The following is a 17,610-nucleotide window of genomic DNA, read 5'->3' on the forward strand; positions in this document are numbered from 1 at the left end:
CGCCATGTCGGCGAACCGGCGCGCAACCCCGCACGCGCGACCCACCGCCGGCCCAGCGCCCCGCCGGACGGGCTCTCGCCACGCCTGGCGACTGCCCGGCGCCCCCGGCCAGGCGTCCCCCGGCGGCGGCGGGAGCACCGGGCGTGGTCAGCCGTCGAGCCAGCGGTGGATGCAGTGCAGCAGGTCCTCGGCGTCCACCGGCTTGGTGACGTAGTCGCTGGCACCGGAGGTGATGCTCTTCTCCCGGTCGCCGCGCATCGCCTTGGCGGTGACGGCGATGATCGGCAGGTCCGCGTAGCGCGGCATGGCGCGGATCGCGGCGGTGGCGGCGTACCCGTCCATCTCGGGCATCATCACGTCCATCAGCACGAGGTCGATGTCGTCGTGGCGCATCAGCGTCTCGATGCCCTTGCGGCCGTTCTCGGCGTAGACCACGTCGAGGCCGTGCAGTTCCAGGATGTTGGTCAGGGCGAAGACGTTGCGGGCGTCGTCGTCGACCACCAGCACCTTGCGGCCGGCGAGGCCGACGCCGAAGCCCTCCCCGGGTGCGGCGGCCGGAGGCAGGGGCCGGGCGAGGGGCACCACGTGGCCGGCGGCGTCCGCCGACAGGTGCAGGACGATCCGCTCCCGCAGGTCGTCCAGGCTGCCGAGGATCTCCAGGGGACGGTCGCCGGCCACCGCCCGCAGCAGCGCCTCCTGGCCGGCCGCCAGCGGGCGCGCGTGGTACGCCAGCACGGGCACGCCCCGGTGCGCGGGGGCGTCGTGCAGCGCCCGCAGGAGCACCGCCCCGCTGTCGTCCGGCAGGTCGAGGTGGACGACCAGGCACTGGTGCCGGTGCTGCGCCACGGCCTCCAGCGCAGCGGGGGCGTCCAGCGCGGTGGCGACCTCGACCGGCGGACCGGCCAGCCCGGCCGTCACGCCGTGGACCAGCATGGTCAGCAGCCCCTTGTCGTGGTGTTCGAGGACCAGGACCCGCCGCGGCCCGGCCGGCGGCTCCCCGGCCGGCGCGGCGACCGGGTGCGGCCCCGCCGCCAGGTCGAGCCCCGCGCGGCCGGCGAGGGCGGCGAGGGACGCGGCGGAGGACGCGGCGACTGGCGGGGCGGGGGACGCGGGCGGGGACCCGGGGGCGACCGGGCCGGTGAGCGTGGCCGGCAGGTAGAGGGTGAAGGTGCTGCCCCGGCCGAGGACGCTGCGGGCGGTGATCCGGCCGCCGAGCAGGTGGGCGATCTCCCGGCTGATGGACAGGCCCAGCCCCGTGCCGCCGTAGCGGCGGCTGGTGGTGCCGTCGGCCTGCTGGAAGGCGTCGAAGATGGCGGTGAGGTGCTGCTCGGCGATGCCGATGCCGGTGTCGACGACCCGGAACGCCAGCACGGTCTCCCCCGGGGTGAACCCCTCGGGCAGTTCGTCGGGGCGGGCCCGCTCGATGCGCAGCTGCACCCGGCCCTGCTCGGTGAACTTGACCGCGTTGGAGACGAGGTTGCGCAGCACCTGCCGCAGCCGCTGCTCGTCGGTGTGCAGCCACTGCGGCACGTCCGGGCCGGTGCTGATGTCCAGCTCCAGGCCACGCGGCGTGGTCAGCGGCCGGAACGTCGCGTCGACGTAGTCGCGCAGCTCGCTCAGCGCGAACGTCTCCGGGTTGACGTCCATCTTCCCCGCCTCGACCTTGGACAGGTCGAGGATGTCGTTGATCAGCTGGAGCAGGTCGGTGCCGGCGGAGTGGATGACGGTGGCGTACTCGACCTGCTTGGCGGTGAGGTTGCGGTTGGGGTTCTGCGCCAGCAGCTGCGCCAGGATGAGCAGCGAGTTCAGCGGCGTACGCAGCTCGTGGCTCATGTTGGCCAGGAACTCCGACTTGTACTTCGAGGCCAGCGCGAGCTGCTGGGCGCGGGCCTCCAGCTCCTGGCGGGCCTGCTCGATCTCCGAGTTCTTGGTCTCGATGTCGTGGTTCTGCCGGGCCAGCAGCGCCGCCTTGTCCTCCAGTTCGGCGTTGGAGCGCTGGAGTTCCTCGGAGCGGGCCTGCAACTCCTCGGAGCGGGCCCGCAGCTCGGCGGCGAGCCGCTGGGACTCGGTGAGCAGCACGTCGGTGCGGGCGTTGGCGACGATGGTGTTGACGTTGACGCCGATGGTCTCCATCAACTGGTCGAGGAAGTTGCGGTGCGTCTCGGTGAACCGGCTCATGCTGGCCAGCTCGATCACCCCGAGCACCTGGTCCTCGAACGGGATCGGCAGCACCACCAGGTGCCGGGGCACCGCCGCGCCGAGGCTGGAGGAGACGGTGACGTAGTCGGCCGGCACGGCGTCGACCACGATGGCCCGCCGGCTCGCGGCGGCCTGCCCGACGAGGGAGTCGCCGAGGGTGAAGCGGCGGCCGGAGGCGCGGTGACCGTACCCGCCGACCACCCGCAGGGTGGGCTCCCCGGCGCCGTCCTCGACCAGCAGGAACGTGCCGAGCTGGGCGGAGACGAGCGGCGCCAGCTCGTCCATCACCAGCCCCGCGACGACCTCCAGGTCCCGGTGGCCCTGCATGAGGCCGGAGATCCGGGCCAGGTTGGTCTTGAGCCAGTCCTGCTCCTGGTTCATCCGGGTGGTCTCGCGCAGCGACTCCACCATGGAGTTGATGTTGTCCTTCAGCTCGGCCACTTCGCCGGAGGCGTCGACGGTGATCGAGCGGGTCAGGTCGCCGGTGGCCACCGCGCTGGTCACCTCGGCGATGGCGCGGACCTGCCGGGTGAGGTTGCCGGCCAGCTCGTTGACGTTCTCGGTGAGCCGCTTCCAGGTGCCGGAGACGCCCTCGACCTCGGCCTGCCCGCCGAGCCGGCCCTCGCTGCCCACCTCGCGGGCCACCCGGGTCACCTCGGCCGCGAACGACGAGAGCTGGTCCACCATCGTGTTGATGGTCGTCTTCAGCTCCAGGATCTCGCCCCGGGCGTCCACGTCGATCTTGCGGGTCAGGTCGCCCTGGGCCACGGCCGTCGTCACCTGGGCGATGTTGCGGACCTGGCCGGTGAGGTTGTTGGCCATCGAGTTGACGTTGTCGGTGAGGTCCTTCCAGGTGCCGGCCACATTGGGCACCCGGGCCTGCCCGCCGAGCCGCCCCTCCGTGCCCACCTCCCGGGCCACCCGGGTCACCTCGTCGGCGAACGCGCCGAGGGTGTCCACCATCGTGTTGATGGTCTGGGCGAGCACGGCCACCTCGCCCTTCGCCTCCACCGTGATCTTGCGGCTGAGGTCGCCCTGCGCGACGGCCGTGGCCACCAGCGCGATCGAGCGCACCTGGTTGGTGAGGTTGTTGGCCATCTCGTTGACGTTGTCGGTGAGGTCCTTCCAGGTGCCGCCGACGTTGGACACCCGGGCCTGCCCGCCGAGCCGCCCCTCCGTGCCCACCTCCCGGGCCACCCGGGTCACCTCGTCGGCGAACGCGGAGAGCTGGTCGACCATCGTGTTGATGGTCTCCTTCAGGGCCAGGATCTCGCCCCGGGCGTCGACCCGGATCTTCTGCGTCAGGTCGCCCTTGGCCACGGCCGTGGTGACCTCGGCGATGCTGCGCACCTGGGCGGTGAGGTTGTCGGCCATGACGTTCACCGACTCGGTGAGGTCCTTCCAGGTGCCGGAGACGCCCTTGACGTCGGCCTGCCCGCCGAGGCGGCCCTCGGTGCCTACCTCCCGGGCGACCCGGGTCACCTCGTCGGCGAACGACGACAACTGGTCCACCATCGTGTTGATCGTGCTCTTCAGCTCCAGGATCTCGCCGTGCGCGGTGACGGTGATCTTCTGCGACAGGTCGCCCCGCGCCACCGCCGTGGCGACCTGGGCGATGCTGCGGACCTGGTCGGTGAGGTTGCCGGCCATCGAGTTGACGGAGTCCGTCAGGTCCCGCCAGGTGCCGGCGACGCCGCTGACCTGCGCCTGCCCGCCGAGGCGGCCGTCGGTGCCGACCTCCCGGGCGACCCGGGTCACCTCGTCGGCGAACGACGACAACTGGTCCACCATCGTGTTGATCGTGCTCTTCAGCTCCAGGATCTCGCCCCGGGCGTCCACGGTGATCTTCTGCGACAGGTCGCCCCGCGCCACCGCCGTGGTCACCTGCGCGATGTTGCGGACCTGGCTGGTCAGGTTGCCGGCCATGAAGTTCACCGAGTCGGTGAGGTCCCGCCAGGTGCCGGCCACCCCGGGCACCTCGGCCTGCCCGCCGAGGCGGCCCTCGCTGCCGACCTCCCGGGCCACCCGGGTCACCTCGTCGGCGAACGACGACAACTGGTCCACCATCGTGTTGATCGTGACCTTCAGCTCCAGGATCTCGCCGCGCACGTCCACGGTGATCTTCTGCGACAGGTCGCCCCGCGCCACCGCCGTCGCCACCTCGGCGATGTCGCGGACCTGGTCGGTGAGGTTGCCGGCCATCGCGTTGACGGAGTCCGTGAGGTCCTTCCAGGTGCCCGACACGCCCGGCACCTCGGCCTGCCCGCCGAGCTGACCCTCGGTGCCCACCTCGCGGGCCACCCGGGTCACCTCGGAGGTGAACAGCGACAGCTGGTCGACCATGCCGTTGAAGACGGTGGCGATCTCGCCGAGCAGGCCGTCGCCGTCCTCCGGCAGCCGGGTGCCGAAGTCGCCGTCGCGGACCGCGGTCAGGCCGGCCAGCAACTGCCGCAGCCCGGGATCGGTCACCGGGCCGGGGGGCGTAGGGGGCGCCGCGCCACCGTGCCGTGCCGCCGACCGCTCGACCATCGCAACCCCCCGCACCGCGACCCGCCCGACGGCCCGCCCGCCCGGCAGCGACACCAAACCCGCGCAAGTATGCCCGGAAGGTCACCCAAGCCGCATCGGGGGCGGCCGGTGGGTCGTCAGCGGCGGTCGGCCGCCGGGGTCGGCAGGCGGGCGCTGACCCAGGCGGTGGTGCCGCGTCCGTCGGCCCGGATCTCCAGGCCGTCGGTGAGCTGCTGGGCCAGCCACAGGCCACGGTGGCCGACCTCGTGGGGCGCGGGCAGGGCGACGTGTACGTCGCCGAGGCCGGGGCCGTCGTCGCTGATCTCGCAGGTCAGCAGGTCGCCGTCGCGCCGCAGCCGCAGCCGGCCGCTGCCCCCGCCGTGCCGGACGACGTTGGTCACCAGCTCGTGCACCGCCAGCACGAAGTCCTCCAGGGCGACGTCGGCCAGCCCGGCCGCGCCGGCCGCGGCGGTGACGGCGTGGCGCAGCGCCGTCACCCCGTCGGCCCGGATGGCCTCCGCCAACAGCGTCACCCCGGCATCCCCACGGGACGCGCCGGCCCCCGCGCCGCCGCCGTCACCCCCACCGCTGCTCATGGCCGGACCGTACACGCCCCGCAGGTGACGTGGGCGGGCCCGGGCGCTTTGCCGCCGGTCAGGCCGCCGGGAGCCCGGCCAGCAGCCGGAGCTGCGCGGCGCGCGAGCGGGCGATGCGGTCGGCGAGATCGCGTACCTCGGGACCCTCAGCCACCGGCAGGTGGGCCCGGGCCAGCGTGACGGCCGCCCGCTGGTGGGCCGTGAGCACCTCGACGAGTACGGCGTCGAACCGGCCCGCGGGCGCGGCACGCAGCCGCGCCAGGTCGGGATCGGCGGTCGCCGCGGCGCCCTGGGTGCCTTGGACGTCGTGGTGGGCGTCGTGGTGCGGATGGTGGCCCGCCGGTCCGGTTGCGCCGCCGTCGGGGGCCGCGGCGAGCCAGCGCCGCATGGTGGCGAGCTCGTCGGCCTCGGTCACGTCGACGGCGGCGACGAGGGTGCGCAGCTCGACGTCGGTGATCCGGCCGGTGGCCGCCGCGGCGACGACCCGGGTCCGGTCGTGGTGGGCCACCATCGCCCGGAGGAACGGCACGTCCGCCGGGGCGGGCGCGCAGCGTGCGCAGTCCCCGCCGGGCGTCGGCGCCGAGGCAGTCGGCGGGGCGGTCGGGGTGGGGGCTGTCGGGCCGGGGTCCGCCGCGCAGCCGGTGGCGGCCAGGAGCGCGGCGAGCGCCAGCGCCGCACGGCGGGCGCGGCCCGGGAGCCCGGGCCGCACCCGCCGGCGGGTCAGAGCCGGGTCCACAGGGCGGGCACGTTCGGCGGCTCCCAGCCGGGTAGGGCGGTGTGGGCCTGCACGCACCGGTACGTCGCGCCGCCGTAGGTGACCTGGTCGCCCACCCGGTACGCCTGACCGGCCGTCCAGGTGCCGCCAGGCGCGGGGGTGGTCGGGGCCGGGGTGGTCGGCGCGGGGGTGGCCGTCCTCGTCGGGGACGGCGTCGGGGTGGGGGTGGGCGTCGGGGTGCCGCCGGTGCCGACCTGGAGGTCCACGCAGGAGTAGAAGGCGTTGGCGGTGTCGGCGATGTTCCAGATGGCGAGCACCTTCTGCCGGCCTGACCAGCCACCCAGGTTGACGGTGTGCGAGACGGTGGCGTCGGGCTGCCGCCCGCCCCCGTCGACGACGGCGACCCGGGTGCCGCCGATCCAGTATTCCCAGTTGCTGGTGGCGTGCCGGGCGGTGTTGGTCCAGGTGAACGTGACGGAGCTGCCGACCTGGGTGGCCGGCCAGCCCCGGGCGTCGTCGTCGAGGACGGCGAACTGGCCGATACCGGCGCTGCAACTGCGCAGCCCCTTCGGGCCCTCGACGCTCTGCGGCTCGTACTTGATCTGGCCGCAGTCGGGGACGCGACCCTGGGCGCAGAGCGCCTGCCGGCTCGGCGGTCCGGACACGTAGCCGTGCGCCTGGGCGGGCACCGCGACGGCCAGGGAGGCGACGACGGCACCCGCCGACGCCAGCGGAAGGGCGATTCTTCGACGCATGTGACGCTCCTTCGTTTCGGGGCAGGCGTCGGCGCAGCGCACCGAGCTGGGCCGACACGCCCGCCGGAGGCATGCGATGAACATAAATTAAACTTTCTTAACAGTAAACCCCACCCCCTGCCCCTCCCCGCCCCCTCACGCCCCTCCCCCACCCCGGCGATCAAGAGGTTTGCGTCAACACGGAGATCAACTCTGACGCTTTTCTCTTGATCACCGGCGCGAGCCGGGCGGGGGCGGGGCGGGTGGGTGGGGGCGGGGTGGGTGGGGGCGGGGTGGGTGGGGGCGGGGTGGGTGGGGGCGGGGCCAGGCAGAGGCGGGGCGGGCCAGGGCGGGGTGGGGGTGGAACAGGGTGGGGCATTGGTCGGGTGTGCCGTTCGGGCAATTCATACGGATGCCACCGTGGGGACAGATAGTCGGTTCCGCTCGGACAACACGCCATTGATGGCTGTTGACCAGCTTTGCGCCCCACCGAAGGCGAAAAGGCTGCCTATCCACTAGGGAATTGGAATTGCGGGGTCGACATTCCGGCCGCCACGCAATGCCGCCGGGAAGCCCTTACCGAGGGTGATCACCGCGAGGGCGTGGCGGAGGAGGTCCGCCCAGCTCAACGACGTACCAGCGGCCGACTGCGACACGGTCGACGACCGGCGGTCACCGGACCCCTCGTCGACGACCGGACGGAACCCGCCGGAAACCGAAGACACGGGTTGACGGGCCGCACCCCCAAGGCAATCATGACTGTCACTGGGCGGCGATTGACGCGATTCCGGATCGACGAATTCTCCCACGTCAGTGGGGCTATTCGTGCTGTCCGCACGACGCGCGCCGGCCACCGTTCCGCAGGTCGGAGAAAAGCCGGCGGAACACCCGTCAGGAACGAGCGAGGAGTCCGCCGGTGAACGGGAACGACGAAGCTCCCGCGCCGCCCCGGCCACTGCCGGCGGCGCGCCCTGATCGACCGGAGGACCGCCTCGCCCTGCACGGCGGCGCACCCGTCCGGCACACCCCCTGGCCCACGTACGACAAGGGTGCCGTCTTCGTCCACCCCGAGGACGAGGAGGCCGCCTGCCGGGCCGTGCGCAGCCACCTCTACTTCCGCTACGACCACCGCCCCCAGCACGAGACCGAGTGCGGCCGGTTCGAGGACGAGCTGTGCCGCTTCTTCGGCACCCGGCACGCGCTCGCCGTGTCCAGCGGCACCGCCGCGCTCGCCCTGGCCATCATGGCGGCGCGGGTGCCCCCGGGTTCCCTGGTCGCCTGCCCCGGGTTCACGTTCGTCGCCACGCCGAGCGCGATCGTCATGGCCGGCTGCCAGCCGTTCCTCGTCGAGGTGGACGAGGACCTGCGGATGGACCTCGACGACCTGCGCCGCCGCTGGCAGCCGGGGATCCGGGCGATCCTCGTGGTGCACATGCGCGGTTTCGCCGCCGACGCCGAGGCCCTCGCCGCGTTCGCCGCCGAGATGGGCGTGCCGCTGATCGAGGACGCGGTGCCCGCGCTCGGCGCGGAGCTGCGCGGCCGCAAGCTCGGCACGTTCGGGGCGGCCGGCGCGTTCAGCACCCAGTCGGACAAGGCGCTCAACTGCGGCGAGGGCGGCTTCCTGGTCACCGACGACACCGAGCTGTTCGCCCGCGCGGTGGCGCTGTCCGGGGCGTACGAGGGGCGGCTGCGGCGGCACTTCCCCGACGCCGAGCCGCCGCTGACCGGCCTCGACCTGCCCCTGCTCAGCCTGCGCATGGACGAGATCCGGGCGGCGCTGCTGCGCGCCGAGATGGCCCGCCTGCCGCAGCGGCTGCGGCTGTTCCACCGCAACTACGACCGGGTCGCCGCCGCGCTGGCCGACGTGCCGGGCATCGCGATCCGCCGGCCGGTCGCCCCCGGGGCGTACCTCGGGGAGGCGTTCGTGTTCCGGGTGCCCGGCGGCGACGCCGGCTGGTTCGCCCGCGCGCTGTGCCGGGAGGGCATCGACGCGCGCAACATCGGCGCCGACGACGACCTCAACGTCCGCGCGTTCTGGAACTGGCGGTTCGCGTACGACACCGACGACGTGGACGCGATCCGGGCGATGCTGCCGCGCACCGCCGGCTACCTGCGCGAGGCCGTCGACGTGCCGCTGTCGTCGAACCTGACCCCCGACGACTGCGACGACCTGGTGCGGGCGGTGCGCAAGGTGGCCGCCGCGCGGGACGCGGCACCCGCCGGGCCGCCGTCGGACGGGCCGGCAGGGCCCGTGGTCGCGCCGGCCGGGGCGGCGGAGCCGGTGGGCCGATGACGGACCACCCCGCCCGCGCCGTGCCGCGCCCCGCCCTGGTCGGCATCTTCGGCGGGCTGTTCGCCGGCTACCTGGGCCTCACCGCCGTGATCCCGGTGCTGCCGGCGTTCCTGCGCGACCGGCACGCCGCCGGGGACCTGGTCGTCGGGCTGGTCGTCACGGTCACCGCCGGGACGGCGCTGCTCGTGCGGCCCGTCGCCGGCGCGCTCGCCGACCGGTACGGCCACCGCACCGTGATGCTCACCGGCGCGCTCGTCGCGGCCCTCGGCGGGCTGCTCTACTTCCTGCCGCTCGCGGTGCCGGCGCTGGTGGCGGTGCGGCTGCTGCTCGGCGCGGGCGAGGCCGCCCTGTTCACCGCCGGGGCGGTGTGGACGGTGGCGCTCGCCCCGCACCACCGCCGGGGCCAGCTCATCGGCCTGTACGGGGTGAGCATGTGGGGCGGCATCTCCGCAGGCACCTTCCTCGGCGCGACCCTGCAACAGGTCTCCTTCACCGCCGTCTGGGCGCTCGCCGCCGCCGCTCCCCTGCTGGCCGCCGCCCTGATCGCCCTGGTCCCGGTGCCGCACGGGGAACCCGGTACCGCAGCGCCCCGGGAACCCGGGACCACCGCGCAAGGGAAATCCAGGGGCGGCGGCGGGCTGCTGCTGCGCCCGGCGCTGCTGCCCGGCACGGCGCTCGCCCTCGGCGCCGCCGGGTACGCCGGCCTGGCCGCGTTCGTCGTGCTGCACCTGGACGCGCGCGGCATCGGCTCCGGCGTGCTGGTGCTGAGCTGCTTCAGCGCCGTGTACGCCGGCACCCGCCTGGTCATCGGCCACCTGCCCGACAAGCTGGGCCCCCGCCGGGTGGCGGCCTGGTCGGCGGCCGGCGAGGCGGTCGGCCTGACGATCGTCGCGCTCGCGCCGAACCTGCCCGTCGCCGTGGCCGGCGGCGTGGTCACCGGCGTCGGCTTCTCGCTGCTGCACCCGTCGCTGGCGCTGATGGTGATGAACCGGGCCGAGCCGACGCGGCAGGGGGCGGCGATCGGGGCGTACACCTCGTTCTGGGATCTGGGGCTCGCGGTGTGGGGGCCGGTGACGGGCCTGGTGGCCGCGACCCTCGACTACCCGGCCGTGTTCGGCGTCGGGGCGGCCTGCGCCGTCGCGGCGGCGGCCATGGCGGCCTGGATCGGCCGCCCGGCGGGCGGCCACGGCGGCACCGGCAGCCCCGGGGGGCCCGGGAGCGAACGGACGGAGGCCCGCGCGGCATGAGCGACCTGACGATCCTGTGCGTCACCGGCTGGTGCCGCAACGGCAGTACCATCATCGGCAACGTCCTCAACGAGGTGCCCGGCTTCTTCCACGTCGGCGAGCTGCACTTCCTGTGGAAGAACTCCACCGGCCGGGGCGTCAACGGGCTGTGCGGCTGCGGCCGGGAGCTGACGGCCTGCGACATCTGGTCGCGGGTGCTGCCCGTCGGGCGGCCCGCCGGCCTGTCGGCCGACGCGCACGCCGCGCAGGTGATCGCCCGCCAGCGGTCCCGGGTGCGCACCCGGCACACCTGGCGGGTGCTGCGCCGGGGCCTGCACGACGGCGAGATCCGCGCCCACGCCGAGCTGATGGGCCGGGTCTACCGGGCGGTCGCCGAACGCACCGGCGCGCACACCATCGTGGACACCACGAAGATCCCCGGGGAGGCGGCGCTGCTGGCGCACCTGCCCGGGATCACCCCCTACTACGTGCACCTGGTGCGCGACCCGCGCGCCGTGGCGCACTCCTGGCGGGAGCCGAAGCAGTACGTGTACGCGATGTCGGCGGCGCGCAGCACCGCGTACTGGCACGGGTTCAACCTGGCCTCGGCGGCGATCACCCGGCGGCACCCGCAGCGGTCGACGCTGCTGCGCTACGAGTCGTTCACCGCCGACCCGGCCGGGACGATCGACGCGCTGCTGCGGCTGTGCGGGGCCGACCCGGCCGGCAACCCGGTGCGCGGGCGCACCGTCGAGCTGGGCACCAACCACACGGTGACCGGCAACCCCGACCGGTTCCGAAGCGGCCCGACCGTGATCCGCGACAGCGACGAGGCGTGGCGGCGCACCCTGTCGGCCGCCGACCGGCTGGCCGCCACCGCCCTGGCCCAGCCCCTGTTCACCCGCTACGGCTACCGGTCGGCCGGGGCGGGCCGGCTGTCACCGACCGGCGGAAGGTAGGAGACGTGGATCTGGGGCTCACAGGACGGGTGGCGCTCGTCGCGGGCGGGTCCAGCGGCATCGGGCTGGCCTGCGCGAAGGAGTTCGCCGCCGAGGGGGCGCACGTGGCGATCTGCGGGCGGGACCCCGGCCGGCTCGCCGCCGCCGAGCGGGAGCTGGCCGGGGTGGCGAAGGGCCGGGTCAGCGCCACCGCCGTGGACGTCACCGACGCCGACGCGGCCCGCCGCTGGGTCGACGGGGTGGCCGCCGACCTCGGCGCGGCGCACGTCCTGCTGGTCAGCGGCGGCAGCCCGCCGATCGGCCCGGCCAGCCTGTTCGAGACGGCCGACTACCGGGCCGCCGTCGACCGGGTGCTGCTGCCGGCCGTCGGGCTGGCCCTCGCGGCGCTGCCGCACCTGCGCGCCGCCGGCTGGGGGCGGCTGCTCTTCGTCGCCTCGGAGACCGCCGCCGTGCCGATCGCCCCGCTGCTGCTGTCCGGGGTCACCCGGGCCGCGCTGGTCCGCTTCGCCCAGGGCCTCGCCGTGGACGTGGGCCGCGACGGGATCACCGTCAACGTGCTCGCCCCCGGCTCGGTGCGCACCCCGCCGATGGAGCGGGCCGCCGCCCGGCTCGCCGGCGACGACGGCGACGTCGAGCGGCAGCTCGCCGCCATGGGCCACCACAGCGCGCTGGGCCGGCTGGCCCGCCCCGAGGAGGTCGCGGCGGTGGCCGCGTTCCTGGCCAGCGAGCGGGCCTCGTTCGTCACCGCCGGGGTGCACCTGGTCGACGGCGGCGCGAGCGCCACCGGCCCGGACCTGCCGCACCTCACCGGCGTCCGGAAAGACACCTACGCCTGAGATCCCCATCCCGGCGGCGGCCTCGCCGGCCGGCGGCACAGCACGGAGGAGTGCGCGATGTCCACGACCAGCCCCACGTTCACCGAGCGGGACGTCTCCGAGTTCTTCGACCAGACCACCCAGACGTACCTCAGCTTCTGGGACAGCGAGGGCGTGCTGCACACCGGCTACTTCGCCGACGACGCCGACACCGACTACCACGCCGCCGCCGACCGCACCTCGGACCTGCTGGCCGCCGAGGCCGGCATCGACGCCGCGTCGACGGTGCTCGACGTCGGCTGTGGCTGCGGCAACTTCCTCCTGCGGCTCGCCGGGCAGACCGGCTGCCGGGGCGAGGGCCTGGACCTGAGCATCGAGCGGGTCCGGTTCGCCCAGGCGAAGCTCGCCGAGCGGGGCACCGAGGGGGTCACCTTCCGGCACGGCTCGGCCACCGCAATGCCGTACGACACGGCGACCTTCAGCCACGTGGTCAGCCAGGACGCGCTGTTCCTGGTGCCGGACAAGCCGCGCAGCCACGCCGAGATGCACCGGGTCCTCGCCCCCGGCGGGATCCTCGCGGTCACCGACTTCCTGCAGCCCACCACCGACATCGGCGAGGCCGCCCGCCGGCACGTCTACGACCGGGTGCGGTGGAGCGGCGGCTACTCCCTCGACGGGTACGCCGAGGCCCTGACCGCCGCCGGCTTCGAGGTGCTGACCGCCCGCAGCCTCGACACCCACATCCGGCAGACGTACCGGGTGCTCGGCGAGACGGCCCGGCAGCGGGCCGCCACCACCGACGACCCGGCCGCCCGGGAGTGGATCCTCGGCTTCGCCGCGTCCTGCGGCGAGATCCAGGCCGCCATCGACCGGGGCGAGTTCGGCTGGGGCATGTTCGTCGCCCGCAAGCCCACCGCACAGTGACGACCCGCCCCACCGCGCAGTGACGACCCGACCCCGACCGGAAGGTGTGCGCCCGATGCAACGAACCGACGTCATCAAACGGACCATCGCCGAGGTCGTCGAGGACCGCCGCAAGCAGCTCTCGCCGGGGCAGGTCTTCGTCGACGCCTTCGCCGAGGGCGGCTTCGACACCCGCGTCGACTACGACGTCACCATCACCGACTCGCTGACCAGCTCGCGGCGCAAGCCGCGCTACCCGTCGCGCAACATGCTCAAGGTGGTGGACCTGTCCCGCGACCCGCAGGAGTTCTACTGGCACGAGAGCCCCGCCCGTCCCGGCGACCCGGCCGTGGACGGCGCGGACCTGCGGCGGGAGGCCGCCAACCACTTCCACCGGTCCCCCATCCCGCCGCTTCACACCACGAAGGCGTGGGTGCAGGTGCCCGACGGGCTGTGGGACGACCCGACCAGCTTCGCCGAGTTCATCAACTACCGCCTGGTGGTGCGGCTCGCCACCGCCGAGAACGTCACCATCCTGCGCGGCGAGGGCGGCCTGCTGACCATGCCGGACATCGCCCGGCTCACCGACCCGGGCCCGTTCGGCTCCACCATCCTGTCGGCCTGCAACGAGGTGGAGCAGAACGGCAGCACCGCCGACGGGCTGATCATCAACCCGGCCGACTACTACCGGCTGCTCGGCTCCGGCACCCTGATGCGCGACGTCGAGGAGAACGGCGTGTTCATCGTCCGGACCCGACTGGTCGACCCGGGCACGGCGATCGTCGGCGACTTCGGCCACGGCGCGCTGCTGTTCGACGCCGGCCGGTCGATGATCTCCTTCGCCGAGCCGCCGCCGGGCACGTTCGCCGAGCCCGGGGTGGCGCTGACCGCCGAGATCTACGAGCGGGTGGTGCTCAACCTGCCCACCTGCTTCTTCGTGGTCAGCCTCTAGGCCGCCGCGATGCCGACGCCGCCCGCGCCGCGCCCACCCGGCGACGACCCCGACGTGCTGGTCGTCGGCGCGGGCGTCGTCGGCCTGTTCTGCGCCTGGTTCCTGGCCCGCGCCGGGCACCGGGTCACCGTCGTCGACCGGGGCGAGATAGGAGACCCGGCGGCCTGCTCGTCGGGGAACACCGGCTTCGTCGGCACCCAGGGCGCCGCTCCCCTGGCCGAGCCGGGCGTGCCCGCGAAGGGGCTGCGCTACCTGCTCGACCCGGAGAGCCCGTTCCACGTGCGGCCCCGCCCCGACCCGGCCCTGCTGGCCTGGCTGTGGCACTTCCGCCGCCGCTGCACCGAGCAGCACGCGCGGGCCGCGTTCGACGTGCTGCTCACCCTCAAGCAGCGCAGCCTCGCCATCCTGCGCGAGGTGTGCGCGACCGGCCCGCTCGCCGACACCCTCACCGCCCAGGGGATGCTGCTGGCCTGCAGGACCCCGGAGGGCTTCGCGGCGGCCCGCGCCTCCGTGCCGGCGGCCGTCGCCCGGGGCGTACCGCTGCGGGTGCTCGACCCCGGCGAGCTGGCCGCCCTCGAACCGGGCGTCGCGTTCGACGTGGCCGGGGCCCTGCTCAACGCCGAGGGGGCCGCGCTGCGCATCCCCGCGTTCCTGGTCGCGTTCGCCGACGCGCTGCGGGCCGCGGGCGTCGACATCCGCACCCACACCGAGGTACGCGACTTCGAGGTGGCCGGCGACCGGGTGCGGGCCGTGCGCACCAGCGGCGGCGACCTGCGTCCCGCCGAGGTGGTGCTCGCCGCCGGGGTCTGGTCGGTGGCCTGCGCCCGCCGGCTCGGTGTCGACCTGATGCTCCAGCCCGCCAAGGGGTACGCGGTCGACGTCGCCGCCGGCGCGCACCCGCCCCGGCTGCCGATCCTGCTCAGCGAGGGGAAGGTGGCCGTCATGCCGCTGGGCGACCGGCTGCGGCTGGCCGGCACCCTGGAGCTGGTGGGGATGGACACCAGCGTCTCGCCGCGCCGGATCGACGGCATCGTGCGCACCGTCGCGGCGTACCTGCCGGGGCTGGGCGTCGACCGGCGGGTGCGGGTGTGGAGCGGGCTGCGCCCCTGCACCCCGGACAGCCTGCCGCTGATCGGCCGGCCCGGGGCGTACCGCAACGTGGTCGTCGCCGCCGGCCACGGGCACATCGGGATGGGCCTGGCCCCGGCCGGCGGCCGGCTCGTCGCCCAGCTCGTCGGCGGCGAGCGCCCGGAGCTGGACCTCGCGCCGTTCGCCGTGGACCGGTGGCGGCGTCGCCCGTTCGCCCGGAGGAACCGATGATGCCGTCGCGGCGCAACCGACTCGCGGAGGAACCGATGACCGACGCCCCGATCGGCGTGCTCTGCCTGGACACCTCGTTCGAGAAGATCCCCGGGCACATCCGCAACCCGGCCACCTTCGACTTCCCCGTCGTCTACCGGGTCGTCGAGGGGGCCACGCCGCAGCGGCTCGTGCGGGAGGCCGACCCGACGCTGCTGGAGCCGTTCGTGGCGGCGGCCCGGGACCTGGAGGCCGCCGGGGTCGCCGGGATCACCGGGGCGTGCGGGTTCCTGGTGCTGTTCCAGGCCGAACTGGCGGCCGCCGTGTCGGTGCCGCTGTGGTCGTCCAGCCTGCTGCAGCTTCCGCTGGTGCACCGGATGGTCGACCGGCCGGTCGGGCTGCTCGTCGCCGACGAGGCCGCGCTCACGCCGCGCCACCTCGCCGCGATCGGCGCGGAACACGTGCCGGTGCGGGTGACCGGCATGGCCGGGCAGCCGGAGTTCACCGAGGTGATGCTGGAGGGCCGCCGCGACGCCCTCGACGCCGACAGGCTCGAACGGGAGGTGCTCGACCGCGTCGACCGGCTCGCCGAGGCGCACCCGGACCTCGGGGCGCTGGTGATCGAGTGCACCGACCTGGTGCCGTTCGCGCACGCCATCCAGGCCCGGCTCGGCCTGCCGGTGTTCGACATCGTGACGCTCACGACCATGCTGCACGCGACGCTGACCCGTCGCCCATTCCCGGCCGCGTGACGAGGCGCTGACCGGAGGCCCGCTGCTGGTGGGGTCCGTCGAGAGGTAGCGCACCTCATCGATTGACATTAATGTCAAGGGTGTGACGTATGACGTCTCCATGCGTACCACACCACACCCCACCCCAGGAGAGGACCGACGAACGTGAAAGGAAGGCTGAGTCGCTTCATGACCGTCGCGGGGACCCTGGTGGTCCTCGTCGTCGGCGCCGGCAGCTACGTGCTCTCGGACGCGCCGCAGGCGCGGGCCGCCACCACCGGCCCGTGTGACATCTACGCCTCCGGCGGCACGCCGTGCGTGGCCGCGCACAGCACCACCCGCGCGCTGTACGGCGCGTACAACGGGCCGCTCTACCAGGTCCGGCGCGCGTCGGACAACACCACCCGCGACGTCGGCGTGCTCAGTGCGGGCGGCTACGCCAACGCCGCCACCCAGGACACGTTCTGCGCCAACACGACCTGCGTCATCACGATCATCTACGACCAGTCCGGCCGCAACAACCGCCTCACCCAGGCGCCCCCCGGCTACTGGCCCGGTCCCGCTCCCGGCGGCTGGGACAACCTCGCCGACGCGAAGGCGGCCCCGATCACCGTCGGCGGCCAGAAGGCGTACGGCGTCTACATCGCGCCCGGCACCGGCTACCGCAACAACAACACCAACGGCGTCGCCACCGGCGACCAGCCGGAGGGCATCTACGCGGTCGTCGACGGCACCCACTACAACCAGTGGTGCTGCTTCGACTACGGCAACGCGCAGACCGACGGCCAGGCGGACTCGCCCGCCATCATGGAGACCGTCTACTTCGGCGCCAACAAGCAGTGGGGCTACGGGGACGGCGCCGGCCCCTGGATCATGGCCGACCTGGAGTGGGGGCTGTTCTCCGGGGTGAACGCGGGCTACAACAAGCTCGCGCCGATCAACCACCGCTTCGTGACCGCCATGGTCAAGGGCGAGCCGAACCACTGGGCGATCCGGGGCGGCAACGCCCAGTCCGGCGGCCTGACGAACTACTTCGACGGGCGGCGTCCCAACGGCTACCACCCGATGAAGAAGGAGGGCGCGATCCTGCTCGGCATCGGCGGCGACAACAGCGTCTCCGGTCGCGGCACCTTCTTCGAGGGCGTGTTGACCTCGGGCTACCCGTCGAACGCGACCGAGGACGCCGTACAGGCCAACATCGCCGCCGCCGGATACGCGCCGGCCGGCGGCGGCACCCCCCAGCAGAACGTCCAGCTCGTCGGCGGCCAGTCCGGCCGCTGCGTCGACGTGCCCAACGCCAGCACCACCAACGGCACCCAGACCCAGCTGTGGGACTGCACCGGCGGCACCGCCCAACGCTGGACCCACACCGCCGCCAAACAACTCCAGGTGTACGGCACCAAGTGCCTCGACGCCAGCGGCGCCGGCACCAGCAACGGCACCCAGGTGATCATCTGGGACTGCCACGGCGGCACCAACCAGCAGTGGAACCTCAACGCCAACGGCACCCTCACCAACGCCCAGTCCGGGCTCTGCCTCGACGCCAACGCCGCGGGCACCGCCAACGGCACCAAGCTCATCCTCTGGTCCTGCAACGGACAACAGAACCAGCAGTGGAGCACACGTAGCTGAGCGCACCGCGACACCCGCTCGCCGGGCGCCGGCGGGCAGGCCAACCAG

Annotated in this window: 13 protein-coding genes; 9 read left to right on the forward strand and 4 right to left on the reverse strand. The window is 74.1% G+C overall.

What is annotated here, in order from left to right; translation table 11 throughout:
• Positions 1–147: 147 nt before the first annotated feature.
• The 4 genes from LPU61_RS25410 to LPU61_RS25425 form a co-directional block, all read right to left on the reverse strand.
• A complete protein-coding gene (locus tag LPU61_RS25410; protein ID WP_229406377.1) occupies positions 148–4,668 on the reverse strand; it encodes a HAMP domain-containing protein in 4,521 nt (1,506 codons plus the stop codon).
• 176 nt (positions 4,669–4,844) lie between these two features.
• Positions 4,845–5,303 (reverse strand): ATP-binding protein, encoded by a 459-nt coding sequence (locus tag LPU61_RS25415; protein ID WP_229406378.1) that lies wholly within the window; start codon positions 5,301–5,303, stop codon positions 4,845–4,847.
• Positions 5,304–5,361: 58 nt separating this feature from the next.
• Positions 5,362–6,039: a DUF305 domain-containing protein gene (locus LPU61_RS25420; protein ID WP_052503794.1), complete on the reverse strand. Its 678-nt coding sequence runs from the start codon at positions 6,037–6,039 to the stop codon at positions 5,362–5,364.
• Positions 6,024–6,773, reverse strand: a complete 750-nt coding sequence (locus LPU61_RS25425; RefSeq protein ID WP_043963343.1) for a lytic polysaccharide monooxygenase — start codon at positions 6,771–6,773, stop codon at positions 6,024–6,026. Before LPU61_RS25425 ends, LPU61_RS25420 begins: the two co-directional genes overlap by 16 nt.
• A gap of 895 nt (positions 6,774–7,668) precedes the next feature.
• Here LPU61_RS25425 and LPU61_RS25430 point away from each other — a divergent pair.
• The 9 genes from LPU61_RS25430 (at position 7,669) to LPU61_RS25470 (ending at position 17,562) form a co-directional block, all read left to right on the forward strand.
• Positions 7,669–9,045 carry a DegT/DnrJ/EryC1/StrS aminotransferase family protein gene (locus tag LPU61_RS25430; protein ID WP_043963342.1) on the forward strand — a complete coding sequence of 459 codons (1,377 nt, stop codon included), beginning with the start codon at positions 7,669–7,671 and terminating at the stop codon, positions 9,043–9,045.
• Complete coding sequence (locus tag LPU61_RS25435) at positions 9,042–10,292, forward strand: MFS transporter (RefSeq protein ID WP_229406379.1); 1,251 nt, start codon at positions 9,042–9,044, stop codon at positions 10,290–10,292. Before LPU61_RS25430 ends, LPU61_RS25435 begins: the two co-directional genes overlap by 4 nt.
• On the forward strand, positions 10,289–11,230 hold the full coding sequence (locus LPU61_RS25440) for a sulfotransferase (RefSeq protein WP_229406380.1): 942 nt from the start codon (positions 10,289–10,291) through the stop codon (positions 11,228–11,230). Before LPU61_RS25435 ends, LPU61_RS25440 begins: the two co-directional genes overlap by 4 nt.
• 5 nt (positions 11,231–11,235) lie before the next feature.
• Positions 11,236–12,066: an SDR family NAD(P)-dependent oxidoreductase gene (locus tag LPU61_RS25445; RefSeq protein ID WP_043963339.1), complete on the forward strand. Its 831-nt coding sequence runs from the start codon at positions 11,236–11,238 to the stop codon at positions 12,064–12,066.
• Between the two features lie 57 nt (positions 12,067–12,123).
• Positions 12,124–12,969 carry a methyltransferase domain-containing protein gene (locus tag LPU61_RS25450; RefSeq protein ID WP_043963338.1) on the forward strand — a complete coding sequence of 282 codons (846 nt, stop codon included), beginning with the start codon at positions 12,124–12,126 and terminating at the stop codon, positions 12,967–12,969.
• Between the two features lie 55 nt (positions 12,970–13,024).
• Complete coding sequence (locus LPU61_RS25455; protein WP_043963336.1) at positions 13,025–13,900, forward strand: family 3 encapsulin nanocompartment shell protein; 876 nt, start codon at positions 13,025–13,027, stop codon at positions 13,898–13,900.
• Between the two features lie 9 nt (positions 13,901–13,909).
• Positions 13,910–15,220 carry an FAD-binding oxidoreductase gene (locus LPU61_RS25460; RefSeq protein ID WP_229406381.1) on the forward strand — a complete coding sequence of 437 codons (1,311 nt, stop codon included), beginning with the start codon at positions 13,910–13,912 and terminating at the stop codon, positions 15,218–15,220.
• A 35-nt stretch (positions 15,221–15,255) separates the two neighbouring features.
• Positions 15,256–15,951 (forward strand): aspartate/glutamate racemase family protein, encoded by a 696-nt coding sequence (locus LPU61_RS25465; RefSeq protein WP_229406382.1) that lies wholly within the window; start codon positions 15,256–15,258, stop codon positions 15,949–15,951.
• 168 nt (positions 15,952–16,119) lie between these two features.
• Positions 16,120–17,562, forward strand: a complete 1,443-nt coding sequence (locus LPU61_RS25470; protein WP_043963334.1) for an arabinofuranosidase catalytic domain-containing protein — start codon at positions 16,120–16,122, stop codon at positions 17,560–17,562.
• Positions 17,563–17,610 lie beyond the last annotated feature (48 nt).

The sequence above is a fragment of the Micromonospora sp. NBRC 110038 genome, from assembly GCF_020884815.1.
GTDB lineage: Bacteria > Actinomycetota > Actinomycetes > Mycobacteriales > Micromonosporaceae > Micromonospora > Micromonospora haikouensis.